This window comes from Clostridium sp., assembly GCF_030532265.1.
Classification (GTDB): domain Bacteria; phylum Bacillota; class Clostridia; order Clostridiales; family Clostridiaceae; genus Clostridium.
Window position 1 is genome coordinate 24,279 of sequence record NZ_JAUNLM010000017.1, and the last position, 16,150, is coordinate 40,428.

General features: G+C 25.4%; 18 protein-coding genes. 3 read left to right on the forward strand and 15 right to left on the reverse strand.

Annotated features, from left to right (window positions below):
* Positions 1-5: 5 nt before the first annotated feature.
* Entirely contained in the window at positions 6-2,066 is a 2,061-nt protein-coding gene (locus tag Q4E08_RS05715; protein ID WP_303129283.1) for an RND family transporter, read from the reverse strand.
* 299 nt (positions 2,067-2,365) lie between these two features.
* Here Q4E08_RS05715 and Q4E08_RS05720 point away from each other — a divergent pair, with 299 nt between their 5' ends.
* Genes Q4E08_RS05720 through Q4E08_RS05730 form a run of 3 tightly spaced genes read left to right on the forward strand, consistent with a single transcriptional unit; the run spans position 2,366 to position 4,403 of the window.
* Positions 2,366-3,265, forward strand: a complete 900-nt coding sequence (locus Q4E08_RS05720) for a DUF5685 family protein (protein WP_303129285.1) — start codon at positions 2,366-2,368, stop codon at positions 3,263-3,265.
* On the forward strand, positions 3,266-3,880 hold the full coding sequence (locus Q4E08_RS05725) for a J domain-containing protein (protein ID WP_303129286.1): 615 nt from the start codon (positions 3,266-3,268) through the stop codon (positions 3,878-3,880). It abuts the gene before it with no gap.
* A gap of 22 nt (positions 3,881-3,902) precedes the next feature.
* Positions 3,903-4,403: a hypothetical protein gene (locus Q4E08_RS05730; protein ID WP_303129288.1), complete on the forward strand. Its 501-nt coding sequence runs from the start codon at positions 3,903-3,905 to the stop codon at positions 4,401-4,403.
* Between the two features lie 78 nt (positions 4,404-4,481).
* Here Q4E08_RS05730 and Q4E08_RS05735 read toward each other — a convergent pair whose 3' ends face one another.
* From Q4E08_RS05735 to Q4E08_RS05800, 14 genes are all read right to left on the reverse strand, one after another.
* The gene (locus tag Q4E08_RS05735) at positions 4,482-4,862 is read right to left on the reverse strand and encodes a hypothetical protein (protein WP_303129289.1); all 381 of its coding nucleotides are present in this window, start codon (positions 4,860-4,862) and stop codon (positions 4,482-4,484) included.
* Between the two features lie 134 nt (positions 4,863-4,996).
* Entirely contained in the window at positions 4,997-5,821 is an 825-nt protein-coding gene (locus tag Q4E08_RS05740; RefSeq protein ID WP_303129291.1) for a pyridoxamine kinase, read from the reverse strand.
* Between the two features lie 20 nt (positions 5,822-5,841).
* Positions 5,842-6,369: an ECF transporter S component gene (locus tag Q4E08_RS05745; protein ID WP_303129292.1), complete on the reverse strand. Its 528-nt coding sequence runs from the start codon at positions 6,367-6,369 to the stop codon at positions 5,842-5,844.
* 164 nt (positions 6,370-6,533) lie between these two features.
* The gene (locus Q4E08_RS05750; protein WP_303129294.1) at positions 6,534-7,904 is read right to left on the reverse strand and encodes a peptide MFS transporter; all 1,371 of its coding nucleotides are present in this window, start codon (positions 7,902-7,904) and stop codon (positions 6,534-6,536) included.
* A gap of 563 nt (positions 7,905-8,467) precedes the next feature.
* Positions 8,468-9,241 carry a nuclease-related domain-containing protein gene (locus Q4E08_RS05755; protein WP_303129295.1) on the reverse strand — a complete coding sequence of 258 codons (774 nt, stop codon included), beginning with the start codon at positions 9,239-9,241 and terminating at the stop codon, positions 8,468-8,470.
* A gap of 101 nt (positions 9,242-9,342) precedes the next feature.
* Positions 9,343-10,932, reverse strand: coding sequence for a ClC family H(+)/Cl(-) exchange transporter (locus Q4E08_RS05760; RefSeq protein ID WP_303129297.1), 1,590 nt, complete (start codon positions 10,930-10,932; stop codon positions 9,343-9,345).
* A gap of 271 nt (positions 10,933-11,203) precedes the next feature.
* Positions 11,204-11,839: a DUF3793 family protein gene (locus tag Q4E08_RS05765; protein WP_303129298.1), complete on the reverse strand. Its 636-nt coding sequence runs from the start codon at positions 11,837-11,839 to the stop codon at positions 11,204-11,206.
* Positions 11,840-11,857: 18 nt separating this feature from the next.
* A complete protein-coding gene (locus Q4E08_RS05770) occupies positions 11,858-12,283 on the reverse strand; it encodes a flavodoxin (RefSeq protein WP_303129300.1) in 426 nt (141 codons plus the stop codon).
* A 146-nt stretch (positions 12,284-12,429) separates the two neighbouring features.
* A complete protein-coding gene (locus Q4E08_RS05775; protein ID WP_303129313.1) occupies positions 12,430-12,855 on the reverse strand; it encodes a flavodoxin in 426 nt (141 codons plus the stop codon).
* Between the two features lie 103 nt (positions 12,856-12,958).
* Positions 12,959-13,621 (reverse strand): amino acid ABC transporter ATP-binding protein, encoded by a 663-nt coding sequence (locus Q4E08_RS05780; protein ID WP_303129302.1) that lies wholly within the window; start codon positions 13,619-13,621, stop codon positions 12,959-12,961.
* 12 nt (positions 13,622-13,633) lie between these two features.
* Positions 13,634-14,272, reverse strand: a complete 639-nt coding sequence (locus Q4E08_RS05785) for an amino acid ABC transporter permease (RefSeq protein WP_303129304.1) — start codon at positions 14,270-14,272, stop codon at positions 13,634-13,636.
* A gap of 1 nt (position 14,273) precedes the next feature.
* Positions 14,274-15,083: an amino acid ABC transporter substrate-binding protein gene (locus Q4E08_RS05790; protein ID WP_303129305.1), complete on the reverse strand. Its 810-nt coding sequence runs from the start codon at positions 15,081-15,083 to the stop codon at positions 14,274-14,276.
* A gap of 98 nt (positions 15,084-15,181) precedes the next feature.
* Positions 15,182-15,514 (reverse strand): hypothetical protein, encoded by a 333-nt coding sequence (locus Q4E08_RS05795; protein ID WP_303129306.1) that lies wholly within the window; start codon positions 15,512-15,514, stop codon positions 15,182-15,184.
* Between the two features lie 144 nt (positions 15,515-15,658).
* A partial coding sequence (locus Q4E08_RS05800; RefSeq protein WP_303129307.1) for an SPFH domain-containing protein occupies positions 15,659-16,150 on the reverse strand: 492 nt, incomplete at its 5' end.

A 16,150-nucleotide genomic window follows, 5' to 3' on the forward strand; every position in this document is an offset into this window, starting at 1 on the left:
AAATTTTAACCACGCCATTTTAATGATGTTTTGTTTATTATTCCTTCTGAAACTAATAATAAAGATGGTAATATTAAAAGAATTACTGCCATACTAATTAAAGCTCCTCTAGAAATTAAAAAACAAAGACTTCTAATTAATGACATATCTGATACCATTGCTACAGCTCCTGTTGCTCCAAAAAAAGTAAGTCCAGATGTAACAATAGATTTTGCTGATCCTTTTACCGCTATAAGTATAGCTTCATGTTTTTCATATCCCTTTCTAAGTTCTTCTCTAAACCTAGATGTCATTAAAATTGCGTAATCAACTGTTGCTCCAAGTTGTATTGTTCCAATTACTATACTAGCTACAAAAGGAATTTCATTTCCAGTATAATAAGGAATACCCATATTTATAAAAATAGCAAATTCTATAGCAGAAACTAAAAGTATTGGTACTGATATTGATTTAAATACTATTAGTATTATCAAGAATATTGCTATTATTGAATATACTGATACCATTTTAAAATCTCTATCTGAAGTTGTTATTAAATCCTTTGTAAGAGGTCCCTCACCAGCAACTAAAGCGCCTTTATCATAACTTTTAACGATATCTATAATTTCATCAATTTGTTTATTTTCTTCATCTTTTGCTGCCTTATATTCTGAATTTGCAAGTATAAGATTATATCCACCACTTTTAAATATCTCCCTTATATTTTTAGGAATAAATTCTTCTGGAACTGCTGGACCTATTAATTTGTCATAAGATATTACTGATGTTATTCCTTTAACATCCTCTATTTTCTTTGTTATTTCTTTAACCTTATATGGTTTTACATTTTCATTAACTAAAATAAAATGTGTTGTCATCATATTAAACTTATCTTTTAATTTATTTGTTGCTACTATAGATGGCATATCCTTTGGCAAAGTTTCATCTAAATTATAATAAACCTTTGCATTATTTGAACCATATATAGCTGGAACTAAAAGTATAAAAAATATTGCTATAAAAACTTTATAGTGAGTTGTTACAACTTTTGATAAATTATCAAAATTAGGAATTATAGTTTTATGTTTATATTTGTGAATTAATTTATCAAAAGTAAGGATTAATGCAGGTAATACTGTTACTGAACATATAACTCCAATTACAACACCCTTAGCCATAACTAAACCAATATCTCTTCCAAGAGTTAAGTCCATAGCACATAAAGCTAAGAAACCAGCTATTGTAGTTAATGATGATCCTGATATTGAAAGCATTGTTGTTTGAATTGCTTCTGCCATAGCTTGCTTTCTATTCTCAAACCTTGTAAGTTCTTCTTCATACCTATGCATTAAAAATATTGAGTAATCCATAGTAACTCCAAGTTGAAGTACAGCCGCCAAAGCTTTAGTTATATAGGAAATTTCACCAAATATTATATTAGTACCAAGATTAAATAGTATTCCAATTCCTATTGATACTAAAAATATTATAGGTACAAATGTAGATTCCATAGAAATTAATAAAACTACTAAAGAAATTATTACTGCCAATATTACATAAAACGGTGTTTCTTTATCAGCCAAATCTTTTGTATCTTTAAGAATCGCTGACATACCACTTAAAAAGCACTGGTTATTTGTTACTGATTTTATTTTTTCAATTGCATTTAATGTATTTTCTGATGCAACTGAATCATTATATTTTATAATGACCATAGTTGAATCACCATTAAACATTTGTTTTTTAACATCATCTGGTAACATATCTTTAGGAACTGATATGTCTAGTGCATCATCTATCCAAATAGCATTTTCCACACCTTCAATATTTTTAATTTTTTCCTTAAGTTTTACTACATCCTTATTTGGCATGCCTTCAATTATAAGCATTGAAGTTGCAGCATCTGAATAAACATCATCAAGTACTTTTTGACCTTTTGTAGAATCTAAATTCTGTGGTAAGTAACTTAAAATATCATAATTTATTTTCGTATTTATAAAACCAAAAATAGCTGGAATTATTAATACTGCAGTTACTATTAAAACTGTTTTTGTGTGATTAGAAATCCACTTCCCAAAATTCTTCAATATTATCCCCCCTTATATGACTATTAGTCATTTATTTTTATTATACCATTATATGTATTAACATCCAAATATTTTGATTAAAATTTTATAAAGTTTTAAATAAACTTAAAATTTCAATTTAAATTTTCTGTGAATTATAAATACTGTTTTAAATATTAAACTTATTGTATAATAACTTTATAATATTAAATTTTAAGTTTAATATTTAACTTGAAGTATCTATATTAGCTATATTGCTTTATAAAATTTATAAATTAATAATAGTAAATATAATAAATATTTTTAAAGGAGCGTTTTTATTGTTTGGTTATGTAACTCCTCTAAAACCAGAATTAAAAATTAGAGAATATAATCAATTTAAAAGTTATTATTGCGGAGTTTGTTTAAGCATTAAAAATCTTTATGGAAACATTCCTAGAGTATCTTTAAATTATGATATGACTTTCTTGGCACTACTTTTAGATGGATTAATGAATGAAAAATTAGATTTAAAATTAAAAAGATGTATGGCTCATCCTACAAAAAAAAAGCCAATTTTATTAAATAATACTGCGTTAAACTATGCAGCTACTATGAATGTAGCTTTAGTTTATTATAAATTATTAGATGATGTTTATGATGATAATTCATTAAAGAGTAAATTTTTCCTTAATATTATGAAACCTTATCATAAAAAATTTACATCTTCTATAAAAAAAATAAACTTATCTATTGAGGAAAATTTAAAATACCTCACAAAACTTGAAAATGATAGAAACTTTGTTTCTATAGATGAAATATGTGACCCTTTCAGTAAAATTGTAGGTATTATTCTTAAAGAATTTCCTTATAAGTTTAAAGAAGATTCATTAACTTTAAGGGAAAATCTTTATACTTTTGGCTATTCTTTGGGTAAGTGGATATATTTAATAGATGCTTTAGATGATTTAGAAAAAGATATGAAAGATAAAAAATTTAATCCAATAAATTTTTTATACAACAAAACTAACTTAACTTATGATGAATTACTAAAAGAAATAAAAAAAAGAATTGAATTTAGTATTTTTAATTCAGCATATACTTGTAGAGAAATTTTATCTAAACTTCCTCTTAATAAAAATAGAGAGATTTTAGAAAATATAATTGACCTAGGTATGATGGATAAATACATTAATATAACAAATAAATGTAAGTGTAAAAAGAAAGGTAGTGAAATTTAAATGAATCCTTATGAAGTACTTGGCTTAAAAGAAGGAGCATCACAAGAGGAAATTAAAAGTGCATATAGAAAGCTTGTAAAACAATATCATCCAGATCAATATGGTGATAATCCCCTAAAAGATTTAGCACAAGAAAAGCTTACAGAAATAAATGCAGCTTATGATATGTTAACAAAAGGAAATAATAATTCAAGCTATAATACAAATAGTAATTATAGCAATTCATCTTATAATAATCAAAGTAACAATGATATATATACTTTTCAAGAAATTAGAAGACTTATACAAAGTAGAAACATACCTTTAGCTGAAAATAAATTAAATTCAATATCTAACAGAAATGCTGAATGGAACTTCTTAATGGGAGTGTGTCATCTTCAAAAAGGATGGTATGATTCAGCTGTTAATTATCTACAAACAGCTGTAAATATGGATCCTAATAACTTTGAATACAGGCAAGTATTAAATCAAATAAACATGAGAGCTAGTAATTATGGAAATCCATACAGAACATCTGGTGCAGGTAATGCAGATGCTTGCAATTGTTGTTTAAACCTTTGGTGTTTAGATAGTCTTTGTGAATGTTTTGGTGGCGATCTTATAGGTTGCTGTTAATAAGTTTTGGAGGCTTATTATTATGAAAAATTTAAAAGCTAAAGATTTAGCATTAGGTGGTATACTAACTTCATTAACTGTAATTGTATTATTTATTAATATTCTTATACCAATAAATACTTTTGCTATTCTTACAATTTCATCTTGTTTTGTTCCTATAGCAATTATTAGAAGTAATGTACGGGTTGGAATCTTTGTTTATATAGCTTCATCTATAATAGGGTTCTTTTTAGTTCCATTAGATATAATGATTCCTTTTATACTTTACTTTGGAATTTATGGTTTAGTTAAGTTTTATATTGAAAAGCTAAGAAATATGCCATTAGAAATATTATTAAAATTATCATTTTCAAATATAATGCTAATTTTAGGCTATATTTTATTCACAAAATTTATAGCACCTATAAATTTAAATATTCCTATATGGATTCTTATTATATTAGCTCAAATTGCATTTCTTATATTTGATTATGCCTTAACATTAATAATAACGTTTTATATTTCTAAATTTCATAATAAGTAAAAAAACAAAGCACTATTATTTTATAATAGTGCTTAATGTTATTCAAAAAATTTATATTTAATCATGTAAACTTCATTTTTAATTAATTGAATTTAATATTTTTTTAAGTATAATATCAATTACCTCTCCTAAAATTATTATTACAAATAATCTTGTATATACAAATAAAATATATGTTAAAATAACTAAACCGATTCCTGCATATCCAATTAATAAAATTGTGACTTTATTTAAAGAAATAGTACTATCCCTATTTAACTGATTTGATAAATTATCTATACTATCTATACATCCTTGAAATTTACCTTCAAAAAGAAATGCAATTACTCTATCAATAATAAATATACTCCAAAAAATAACGCTTAATTTATTTCTAAAAGCAAAAATATATATAAGTAACATAATTATACCTAATGTAGGTAATATATAATCCGCAACTATTTTTCTCAATTCTTCCATAATTAAATTCTCCTGTAACTTTAAATATTTTCGCTTATAATTATGATACCAATTATTTTGTATATATTGCAATAATTTAATCAAATATATAAAAAAAGATATACAATTTTGATTATTGTATATCTTTATAAAAATCATAATAACTTATAAAGCTGTTTTTCTAACAAAACACCTTCTTTAGCTTCATAGTCATATTTAATACTATATTCTATACACCCTTTTACAAAATCTGCTGAATTTTTAACTCCATCTTCTAATGTGTTTTTCTTTAGTAATTCAGTACATAAAGTTGCTGTAAATATGTCACCTGTTCCTGGATAAGATTTTTCTAATCTTTCATGCTTTATAATGCTTAAATTTTCTCCTTCTAAAATAGCAATTCCTATTTTATCATTGCAAGGAACCGAAGTTATAACTATATTTTTAGCTCCAATTTTTCTTAAATCTTTTAAAATATCCTTTATATCTTCTTCTTGAAAATTTAAAAAATCTTTTTCTTTTCTTCCCGTCAAATATAGTGCTTCTGTAAAATTTGGTGTAATTAAATCACTATATTTTAAAATCCTCTTTAGCTTTTCTACATAATCATTGTTAAACCCATTATAAAGAGTATTATTATCTCCAAATATAGTATCTAATATAACTAATCCATCCTTTTTTTCTTTTAAAAATAATTCTACTTGTTCTATTTTTTCTTTATTACCTAAATAACCTATTAAAGTTAAATCAAAATTTATTTTATTTTTATTCATGCTCTCTAGTGATTGCTTAATAAAATTTTTACTATCGATTTTTGCTATACTTTTAAAACCACCTGTATGGCTTGATAATACTACAGTCGGAATAGGACAAACCTCTATTCCCCTAATACTCATTATAGGTAATATGTTTGTAATAGATGCTTTGCCAATAGAACATAGGCTGTGTATTACTAAAGCTCTATTTATAGGTTTCTTCAAAATTTATCTCTCCGTTCCGATTAATTCATTTGCTTTATAAATATTTTACTAGCTGATTTTATAGCTATTGATAAAGGTATTGCAATAGCTACTCCTATGGTAGTTGTTGTTATTGATGTTAGAAGTGATGTTACAGCTCCTTGCCATCCCTTAAATATTATCCAATTAAAAATAAAATATCCAACTAATGATACTATACCTCCAGATATAAAACCAATCATATTTTGTACTATATTTTTCCCCTCTTTACCATTCATAAAACAAATCTTACCTGCAACATATCCTGTTAACCCTTTAATTATAAACGTAGGAATTGTCCAAAGTACAAATGCAGGATTTAATGCATCCATAAGTGCACTACCTATAGCTGCAGGAATAAAAGCTTTTTCTCCAATTAATACTGCAACTATAAATATAACTGTTGTTCCTAGATGTATCATTGACATCCCAGCACCTATTGGAATTTCAATATGAATATAAGTTCCTAAAAATACTAAAGCTGAAAACATTGATAACATAACAAGCTTTTTAGTGCTCATTTTTTTCATTTTAACTTCCCCCCATTTATTTTTTAATCTTCTTTTATGTTATGCTTTTAAAGTATCAACTGTCAAATGTACCGATACATTATAATAAATAAATATTATAATTACCTATAAACTTATTTATTTCAAAAAAAATAGGGCTGTAAAACAGCCCTTATATTTTAATATTATTTCATTAATTTTGTAATCTTCTTGCTAAGTAATAATAATACTATTCCAAGTACTATACATACTCCTGATATTGAACCAAATATTTCTAAAGGTCCTAATGTTTCTAATCTTGATGCTATAACACCAGCTAATAAATTTGCTACTCCTGTTGCAGCAAGCCATAATCCCATTAATAATGAAGCATACTTAATTGGTGCAAGTTTTGATACCATTGATAAACCAATTGGTGATAAACATAACTCTCCAACAGTATTACAGAAATATGTTAATACAACCCACCACATACTTGCTTTGGCTACTGGATTTTCAGCGCCTCCAATTGACATAACTGCTCCTACCATAAATAAGAAACCAATTCCTAATATTATCATACCCATTCCCATTTTAACTGGTATTGATAAATCACCTTTATCTCTATTTGCTAATCTAATCCATAACTTAGCTAATATTGGTGAAAGTATTAAAACAAAGATTGGGTTACATGATTGGAACCATGAAACTGGTATTGTCATTCCAAAAAGTTCTCTATTAGTTAATTTTTGAGTAAACATTGTTAATGAACTTCCTGCTTGCTCAAAGCCTGTCCAGAAGAAAATAACAAATGCTGCTAATATTATTATAGATAATACTCTTCTTTTTTCTTGCTTAGTTAAAGGCTCATTACTTGCCTTTTTATTTTCATTTTTAGCTTCTTCCTTATTAATTCCCCCAACATGAGATAAATATTTTGGTGAAAATACCATAAATATAATCGCACCTAGAACCATACCAATAGCAGCTGCTAAAAATCCATATTTAAATCCATAATGCATAACACCATTTGAAGTTGTTGCGAAGATATTTTCTGCTAATAATCCACATATTAAAGGTGCTATTAATGAACCTAAGTTTATTCCCATATAAAATATTGTAAATGCTGAATCCTTACGCTTATCACCTTTATCATAAAGTTGACCAACAACAGTTGATATATTAGGTTTAAAGAATCCATTACCAGCAATTAATAACGCTAATCCTATGTAAAGCCCTACTCTACTTCCATTAACAAATAATGAGAAGTTACCTATGGCCATAATAATTGCTCCAATTAATATAGCTTTCTTTTGTCCTAAGAAATTATCTGCAAGCCATCCTCCTATAATTGGAGTAAAATATGTGCATCCAGTATAAATAGCATATATAAAAGCCCCTGAACTTACACTATAACCTAAACCACCTTGTACAAGACTTACTGTTAAGTAAAGCATTAAAAGTGATCTTAATCCGTAATAACTAAATCTTTCCCACATTTCAGTTAGGAATAATAAGTAAAGACCTGCTGGATGTTTTAATCTACTTTTTGTAGCAGGTACATCTAATGTTGTCATAAAAATTCCCCTTTTCATTTATCTTTTGCTTCAATTTTGCAATTTGTTTTTGAAAACTTTCTTTAATCGATGATAAAATTATAGCATTTACAGAAAAATAATTCAAGTTATTTCTTCATTTTATTTAATTCAATTAACTTTTTTATAAAATTTATATATTTTATAAGGGTATTTTTTATTAATTTAATAATAAAATATCATTTTTTTAATTTTTCTTTATTAATCCTTTAATTTTTTTATTGTATTTCCATACAGTACATTTGATTTTTTATGTAATACACTTGCAAGTTATAATAATATAAGATTCATTTTAGAGTTGATAATTGACACTTTATTAATAATAAATAAAAATTCAAACATAAATTTAATTTAAATTCTTCTGTTATACCTGAAATTTTCTTAAAATAATAAAAATAATTATTTTAGAATATTTACAAAAGAATATATAATTTTGTATTAATAAATTTAATTGTCTTTTTAATAAAATATAAATTTATTTCAAATAAAAAATTACAAGTATAAACTATAAATTAGAATATACTTGTAATTTAATATTCGTAAAATCATTTTATTTTTGATACTATTCTTAAAATATCACTCAAACTTATTTTATGTTTTGAATTTGTCTTTTCTATATATTTTGTTAATTCTCCATCTGTATTTTTATTAAAGATTTTTATATCCTCATTATTTAATTTTATATTTAACTTTGTATCCTCAAAATAATAAATTATCCCCCTTATCTTAATATTATATCCTATTTCTTTTATGTACTCATTAATATTATTCATTTGCTTTTTTAATATAAATATAGGATTATTTATTTTTTTGAAACCAAATTTATTTTCTAGTTCCCACTTATTATCAAAATCATTTCCTCTTATAATTCCATTATCACTCCTACTATATATTATAAAAATCCCTTTATCATTTATACATAATGTATCAATATAATTTATTCCACTTTTTAAAGATATTTTTACATTATTTAATATATAATTCTTATTATCTAATCGCCTTAAAACAGCAGGTTCTATTTTAATATCTTTATTTTTCCGTTTATTTAAATCAATAAACCCATTTTTAAACTGTTGTTTTTTTAAATATTTATTTTTGGAATAACTATATGTTAATACTAAAGATATTAGTATTATAGTAAAATCATAATATTCATCTAAAATTTTATAAACATAAAAAAAGCTATCTATTACTTCAAATAATAATTTAACTATAAATATAAATATTATAAAAGTAATTATAATTGAAAATTTATTAAGTTCTACTTTTCTAACTAATTTTTCTTCTTTAATATTAGTAACATCTATTAGTATAGCCATTTATTTCACCTCATTACATAAATTAAAGGCTAGAAATTATTTCTAGCCCTTATTATTATGTACCAATATTAAAATTATTATATAAAATTATACTATTTTAATTATTCAACATGAGATGCTAAATCTTGAAGTTTTTCCAGTGCTAATGCTGCTCTTTCATCATCATCTACAAGAACAACTAAAAAATCTCCAGAAAGAATTTTTGTATTTCCTTTTGGTATAATTTCTTTTCCACCTCTCTTTATAGCAACTAAAAGACATCTATTTGGCCATTCTATATCTTTTATAAATTTACCTTCAACTTTACTTCCCATAAATACTGAAACCTCTAATAATGTTTTATTAACATAAGCCTTACATTCTTCACTATCACAATCTAAGTTACCACATTTTTTAAGTCGTCTTTCTAAAAGACTTTCATATATAGGTTCTGATTTTAATATATCAGAAGTAACATATGAAGCAATTACAACTACAGTAAGTGCTAATAAATGTTCAAATGATCCTGACATTTCAGTAATCAAAACAATTCCTGTTATAGGAGCTTTAACTATTGATGCAAAGTGTCCTGCCATAGCAAGTATTATAAAATTAATTATATATATTACCGGTATATTAGCTGCCTTACAAACAACTATTCCAAATATATTTCCAACTATTGCTCCTAATACTAACAATGGAAAGAATATTCCTCCAGGAGAATTAGAACCGAAACTTATAAATGTAAATAAGTATTTAACAATTAAAAATAAAAGTAACATCCAAATAGTGAATCCTCCATTTACAAGACTCATAATAAGAATATGTCCCCCACCTAAAAGAAGTGGTGCTGTAAGTCCAATTATTCCTGCACATATGAAAGGAATCATTACTTTTATTTGAACTGGAACATTTTTAAACTTACCATATATATCTTGTGTTTTAAGTATTCCTTTGCTAAAAATCGCACCAGTAATTCCTAATATAATTCCTAATAATATTAACGCCCAATAATATTTTAATGGAAATACTTTTACATCTGAAAAACCTAGAGCAGGTTCAATTCCTAAAAAATTTTTACACATAAAATCTGCTGCTATAGAGGCTGACATAGCTGAAAGTAAAACCAACGGAGAAAAATTTTTATGTACCTCTTCTAATGCAAATATAACTCCTGATAAAGGAGCATTAAAAGCTCCAGCAAGACCTGCACTTGCACCACTTGTTATTAAAAACTTATCTTCAATATTTATTCTTTTACATACCTTTGAGAAACCTTGCCCTATTGATGCCCCCATTTGAACTGATGGACCTTCACGACCTACTGATAATCCAGCAACTAATGCCATAGTTCCACCAACAAATTTAAAAACTAAAACTCTTAACCAATTAGCCTCAAGCCTTTTCATAAGTATGCCTTCTACCTGCGGTATACCACTACCTGATATCATAGGATCCTTTTTAACTAAACATCCAACTATAAATCCCATAATTCCTAAAACTACAAAAACTAAAATTATGTCTAATGGATTTCCTTTTGCATAAACGTAAAATTTAATTAGTAGAGGAGATAACTTTTCAACTAGCACTCTATTTGCAACAATTACTAATCCTGCAATTAATCCAATAAGTGCAGATTCCCATATTAATCTAATTTTCAAATTATTTCTATGGGGAAAAATTTCTTCTACTCCATCTTTATTTTTTTTCATTAATAATTCCCCCTTAAATACAGTCTATTTTTAATTATATATTTTATTTATAATAATAGAAAATTATATTAATCTCTTAAATTGCTACTTGGTATCATTTTATTTGATTTAATTTAATTAAATCTAAATTAACATATATTTCTTTAAATATCTCTTAATATCTATTATTATCCTCTAATTTCTAATATATATAATTTAATTTTTTGTAAACTAAAATATAAAGAGAGAGTATTTACCTCTCTCTTTATATTTTATAACCATTTTTTAAAATTTATATGGCTATTTCTTCTTTACTTTTAAGAATTTCTATTATCTTATTTGATTTCATTTCTAATATTCCACAATTCAAAACAATTTCTTTTGATTTATTATAATTATTAAAAATTTCTACTGCATTATCAAAATCATTAAAAACCTTCCAATAACCACATATTAAACATTTCTTTTTATTACATTCCATAAAATCAATAACATCATCTAATGGTATCCCTAAAAATATTCCAAGTTCATGAGGACAATGAATCTTTTCATATCTATAAACTAAAACATTTAATATATCTTTGATATTAAAATTTAAATTAATTGTATATCCTAATTTAATTAAAAACATTTTTATCTTTTTTGAACTTATAACTTTTTTTAATTTTTCCTCTGAATATATAAGTAATATAATAGCGTTTTCATCTTCTCTTAATACAATATAATCTAAGTCTATCTTATTCATAAAAGTTTTTTTATAATTTCTCCAAATTAAATATTCTTTACTTTTCTTTTTTAAAGTTATAGTTGAAGATGGCTTAAAGCCACTTACTACTGGTGCTAATAAAAATAACATATATTTATCAAAGTATTCAATATCACTAACATAATTTAATTTATCCATAAATAATTTAACTTTATTCTCCATCTTCAACTCTCCTTTTACTTACATTTTACCTATTCTTTTTCCAATTTCTATTAATTTATCCCTGTCGTCACCTTCTGGAAATTCTTTAACTATTACTTCTCTTTCTAATAACTCAGCTCCTGAACCTTCCATTCTTTCTTCCCAATTTGTCATAAACTCTCCATTTCCCCATCCGTATGAACCAAAAAGAACCATCTTCTTTCCTGATACTTCGCCTTCTATTGATTCTACAAATGGTTCCATTTCGCATTCTTCTATAACTTCAACTCCCATTGATGGTGAACCTAAAATTAAAACATCACAATTTTTAACATCATCTATTGATGCATTATCAACAGTTTTTAACTCTACACTTGCTCCTGAATCATTTAATCCTTCTGCAATTAATTTTGCCATTTCTTCTGTATTTCCTGTTCCTGACCAATAAATTATATTTGCTTTCATATAATTCTACCTCCTAATTGATATTGATTATCATTATTTAATGATATTTTATTCTATCCTTTATATATTGTCAATAGTTTAATTTTAAAAATAAAAAATCACTTCCATAAACATGAAAGTGATTTTTATATAAGTAATAATATTTATTATTTTGATATTCTTCTTCCTAACTCAACTAGCTTGTCTGAATCTTCTCCTTCTGGTTCTCCCTTTACAACTACACTTTTTTCTAAAAGTTCCGCTCCATTATCTTCCATTCTTTGTTCCCATTCATCCATGAAGGCTCCGCCTCCCCATCCATATGAACCAAAAAGAATCATTTTCTTTCCTGATACTTCTCCTTCTATTGATTCGATAAATGGTTCAACTTCTGTTTCTTCTAAATTTTCAGCTCCCATAGCTGGTGAGCCTAAAAGAACTATATCGCAATCTTTAATTTCATTTTCTGATGCAGAATCCATAGTAAATAAATTTACTTCTGCCCCATTTTCTTTTGCTCCACTAGCTATTAATTCAGCCATTTTCTTAGTGTTTCCTGTTGATGAATAATATATAACATTAATTTTCATAATATCTACCTCTTTCTAATTAATAATAATTATCTACTAATAATATACATTAATTATCTATTTCAGTCAATAGATTTTGGAAAATTTCTTATCATTTTACTCTGATTTATTTTAACTTACCATTTTCCATAATTAAAATCCTATCTGCAACGTTGTTTGCAAAATCAATATCATGTGTAATTATCATTATTGATATTCCATCTTCATTTAATTTTTTTATTATCTTAGATACTTCTATTGTTGTTTCAGGATCTAATGCAGATGTTGGCTCATCAAAGCATAATATTTTAGGGCTCATAGCTAATGCTCTTGCAATAGCAACTCTTTGTTTTTGTCCTCCTGAAAGTTCATTTGGATAACTATTTTCTTTTCCATTCATTGATAAATTATCAAGAAGTTTTAAAGCCATTGCTTTAGCTTTATCTTTGTCCATTTTTAAAACTTTAATAGGAGCTTCAATTATATTTTCAATAACAGTCATATGTGGAAATAGATTAAAATTTTGAAACACAACTCCTATGTCCTTTCTTATTTCTTTCAATAATTTACCTTCTGAATATTTTCCATCAGCAAAGAAAGTTTTATCATTTATAATAATTTTTCCATTATCACACTTTTCAAGACCTGTTACACATCTTAATAATGTTGTTTTTCCTTCTCCTGATTTTCCAACTACAACAACTGTTTCACCTTTTTTTATATGTAAGTCTAAATTTTCAAAAATATTATTATTTCCAAAGCTCTTTTTTATTCTTTCAACCTTTAACATAAAATCTTCTCCTTACTTATAATAATTGTACTTTTTTTCTAAAACTTTAAATATGTTAGTTAAGATTAAAACTAATAAAATATATACTATTCCTACAAGCAACAATGGTAATAATGATGCATATCTATTTGTAGCAATTTTTCCTACCATTAATATATCTTGAAGCCCTACTATATAAACTAATGATGTATCTTTTATAAGGGTTATAATTTCATTTCCTATGGCTGGAATAACCCTTTTAAATGCCTGTGGTAAAATTATTCTTTTATATATATTAAATTCTGAAAGTCCTAACATACTTGAAGCTTCAATTTGTCCTTCATCTATTGATTCAATTCCAGCTCTAAATATTTCTGCAAAATATGCTGCATAATTTAAAATAAAAGCAACTACTGCTGCATCAAATCTATTAAATTTTATTCCTATTAAAGGTAGTCCAAAAAATACAAATATAATCTGTAAAAGAAGTGGTGTTCCTCTCATAAGTAATATATAAGTATCTATAATACATCTACTAACTTTTGTTGCTTTCTCTCTAAAAATTGATATTAAAATACCAAAAGGAATCGAAATTAAAGCCGTTAAAATAAATATACTTAATGTAATTTTCAATCCATTTAATAACTGTGGTAATAATACTTCTATATTCATCTTAAAATTCTCCCTTTAATATAATATCTTTTCCAAACCATTTTTTTGATATTGTACTTGCTGTTCCATCTTTAATAACTTCTTTTAAACCTTTGTTTATTTCTTCTTTTAATTTTTCATCATTTTTCCTAATTCCAACAGCAAAATATTCTTCACCAAAATTTTCATTTAATACTCTATATTTATTTGCTCCTCTAGCATTAATATAATACCTAGCCAGAACCTCATCAGCAACTACAGCATCAATTCTCTTTGCATCTAAATCCATAAGCACATCATTATTAGATTGATATGCTATATAATTTTTTCTATTTAAACTATTTAAAAATTTCTTATCTTTTGATATTGCGTCTGCTGCACTTGAAGCTGATTGAACCCCAACATTTTTATCTTTTAAATCCTTTTTGTCTTCTATATTACTATTTTTTCTAACTATTATTACTTGTTTATCTGATATATAAGGAATGGAAAAATCAACTTGCTTTTCTCTTTCTTTAGTTATTGAATACCCACTCCATATTAAATCTATATCTTTATTTCTAAGTTCTGTTTCCTTAGTAGTCCAATCTATAGGTTGAAAGATTATTTGTTTATTTATTTTTTCTCCTACAGCTTTTGCAAGATCTATATCAAAACCAACAACTTTTCCACTATCATCTTTAAATCCCATTGGTACAAAAGTATCATCATATCCAATTATAATTTTGTTATTATATTCTGTTTTATCCTCTTTATTTAATAAGTTAACTATAAAAATTATACTTATAATTACTAATATCCAAATAAATATTTCTATAAAAAATTTCCTCATAAACTCCTCCTAAAACTTTTATTATTTAATACTTTATCACGCTAAATTATTAAAGTCAATATATAAAAATAAACTCCTAGAGTTATTTTTCTAGAAGTTTATTTATTAAGTAATTCTTTTAAAGTGCCACTAACTTGTTCCGTATGCCCAACAACTGTATCATTAACTTTTCTTTCTATATCTTTTGTATCTTTCTCTAATTCTTCTTTTATATCTTTATATTGAGTTGATACCTTTTTAGATTCATCTATTTTACTTTTAATTTCTAATGTTTCTGGTAATTCTAATTTTAAAGATATGTCTTTGCCTATTTCTTCTACGTTAATTTCTTCATTTTGAGCTACATCTGTTTTTATTTTATTATCTCCAGCACACCCTGCTAACATAAAAACAGATAATGTTAAGACCATAACTATTATAAATTTTTTCATTGTGTCCTCCTCGCTTAAGATGTTCTTAATTTGAGATATTTTAATTTTATGATTATATTTAATAAGTTTTCAATAACATTTAATTAAGTTTTACACAATGTTAATATAAAATCCCTAGAAATTCATATTTCTAGGGATTTTATTCTAATTATTACTATCTTTTAACATTTCTCCTATTGCAGCTATACTTCCAAGTGATGATAAAGTTTCATTTGGTAAAATAAGTTTATTAGCTGGATTATTAGCCATCTCTTTAAGAGCTTCAACTTGTTTTAAAGCAATTACTCTTTCATCAGTTCCTGACTCTATAATAGCAGAGTTTATTTTTCTAACAGCTTCTGATTCTGCCTTTGCTATTTCTTCTATTGCTTTTGCTTTACCTTCAGCTTCTAATAATTGAGATTCTTTTAAACCTTCTGCTCTTCTTATTTGAGCTTCCTTTTCAGCTTCAGCTTGTAATATTTTAGCTTGCTTTTCTCCTTCAGCCTTAGCAATCTGTGATTGTCTTAACCCTTCAGCTTGAAGTATCATAGCTCTCTTATCTCTTTCAGCCTTCATTTGTTTTTCCATAGCATTTTGAATTTCTGATGGTGGAATTATATTTTTTATTTCTACTGATAATATTTTAATACCATA

Coding starts and splice junctions, on each gene's coding strand:
- Q4E08_RS05735 (WP_303129289.1), bottom strand. CDS start 4,862: ATGGAAGAATTGAGAAAAATAGTTGCGGATTATATATTACCTACATTA.
- Q4E08_RS05760 (WP_303129297.1), bottom strand. CDS start 10,932: ATGAAAAAAAATAAAGATGGAGTAGAAGAAATTTTTCCCCATAGAAAT.
- Q4E08_RS05770 (WP_303129300.1), bottom strand. CDS start 12,283: ATGAAAGCAAATATAATTTATTGGTCAGGAACAGGAAATACAGAAGAA.
- Q4E08_RS05795 (WP_303129306.1), bottom strand. CDS start 15,514: ATGAAAAAATTTATAATAGTTATGGTCTTAACATTATCTGTTTTTATG.
- Q4E08_RS05790 (WP_303129305.1), bottom strand. CDS start 15,083: ATGAGGAAATTTTTTATAGAAATATTTATTTGGATATTAGTAATTATA.
- Q4E08_RS05785 (WP_303129304.1), bottom strand. CDS start 14,272: ATGAATATAGAAGTATTATTACCACAGTTATTAAATGGATTGAAAATT.
- Q4E08_RS05745 (WP_303129292.1), bottom strand. CDS start 6,369: ATGAAAAAAATGAGCACTAAAAAGCTTGTTATGTTATCAATGTTTTCA.
- Q4E08_RS05780 (WP_303129302.1), bottom strand. CDS start 13,621: ATGTTAAAGGTTGAAAGAATAAAAAAGAGCTTTGGAAATAATAATATT.
- Q4E08_RS05725 (WP_303129286.1), top strand. CDS start 3,266: ATGAATCCTTATGAAGTACTTGGCTTAAAAGAAGGAGCATCACAAGAG.
- Q4E08_RS05765 (WP_303129298.1), bottom strand. CDS start 11,839: ATGGAGAATAAAGTTAAATTATTTATGGATAAATTAAATTATGTTAGT.
- Q4E08_RS05730 (WP_303129288.1), top strand. CDS start 3,903: ATGAAAAATTTAAAAGCTAAAGATTTAGCATTAGGTGGTATACTAACT.
- Q4E08_RS05750 (WP_303129294.1), bottom strand. CDS start 7,904: ATGACAACATTAGATGTACCTGCTACAAAAAGTAGATTAAAACATCCA.
- Q4E08_RS05755 (WP_303129295.1), bottom strand. CDS start 9,241: ATGGCTATACTAATAGATGTTACTAATATTAAAGAAGAAAAATTAGTT.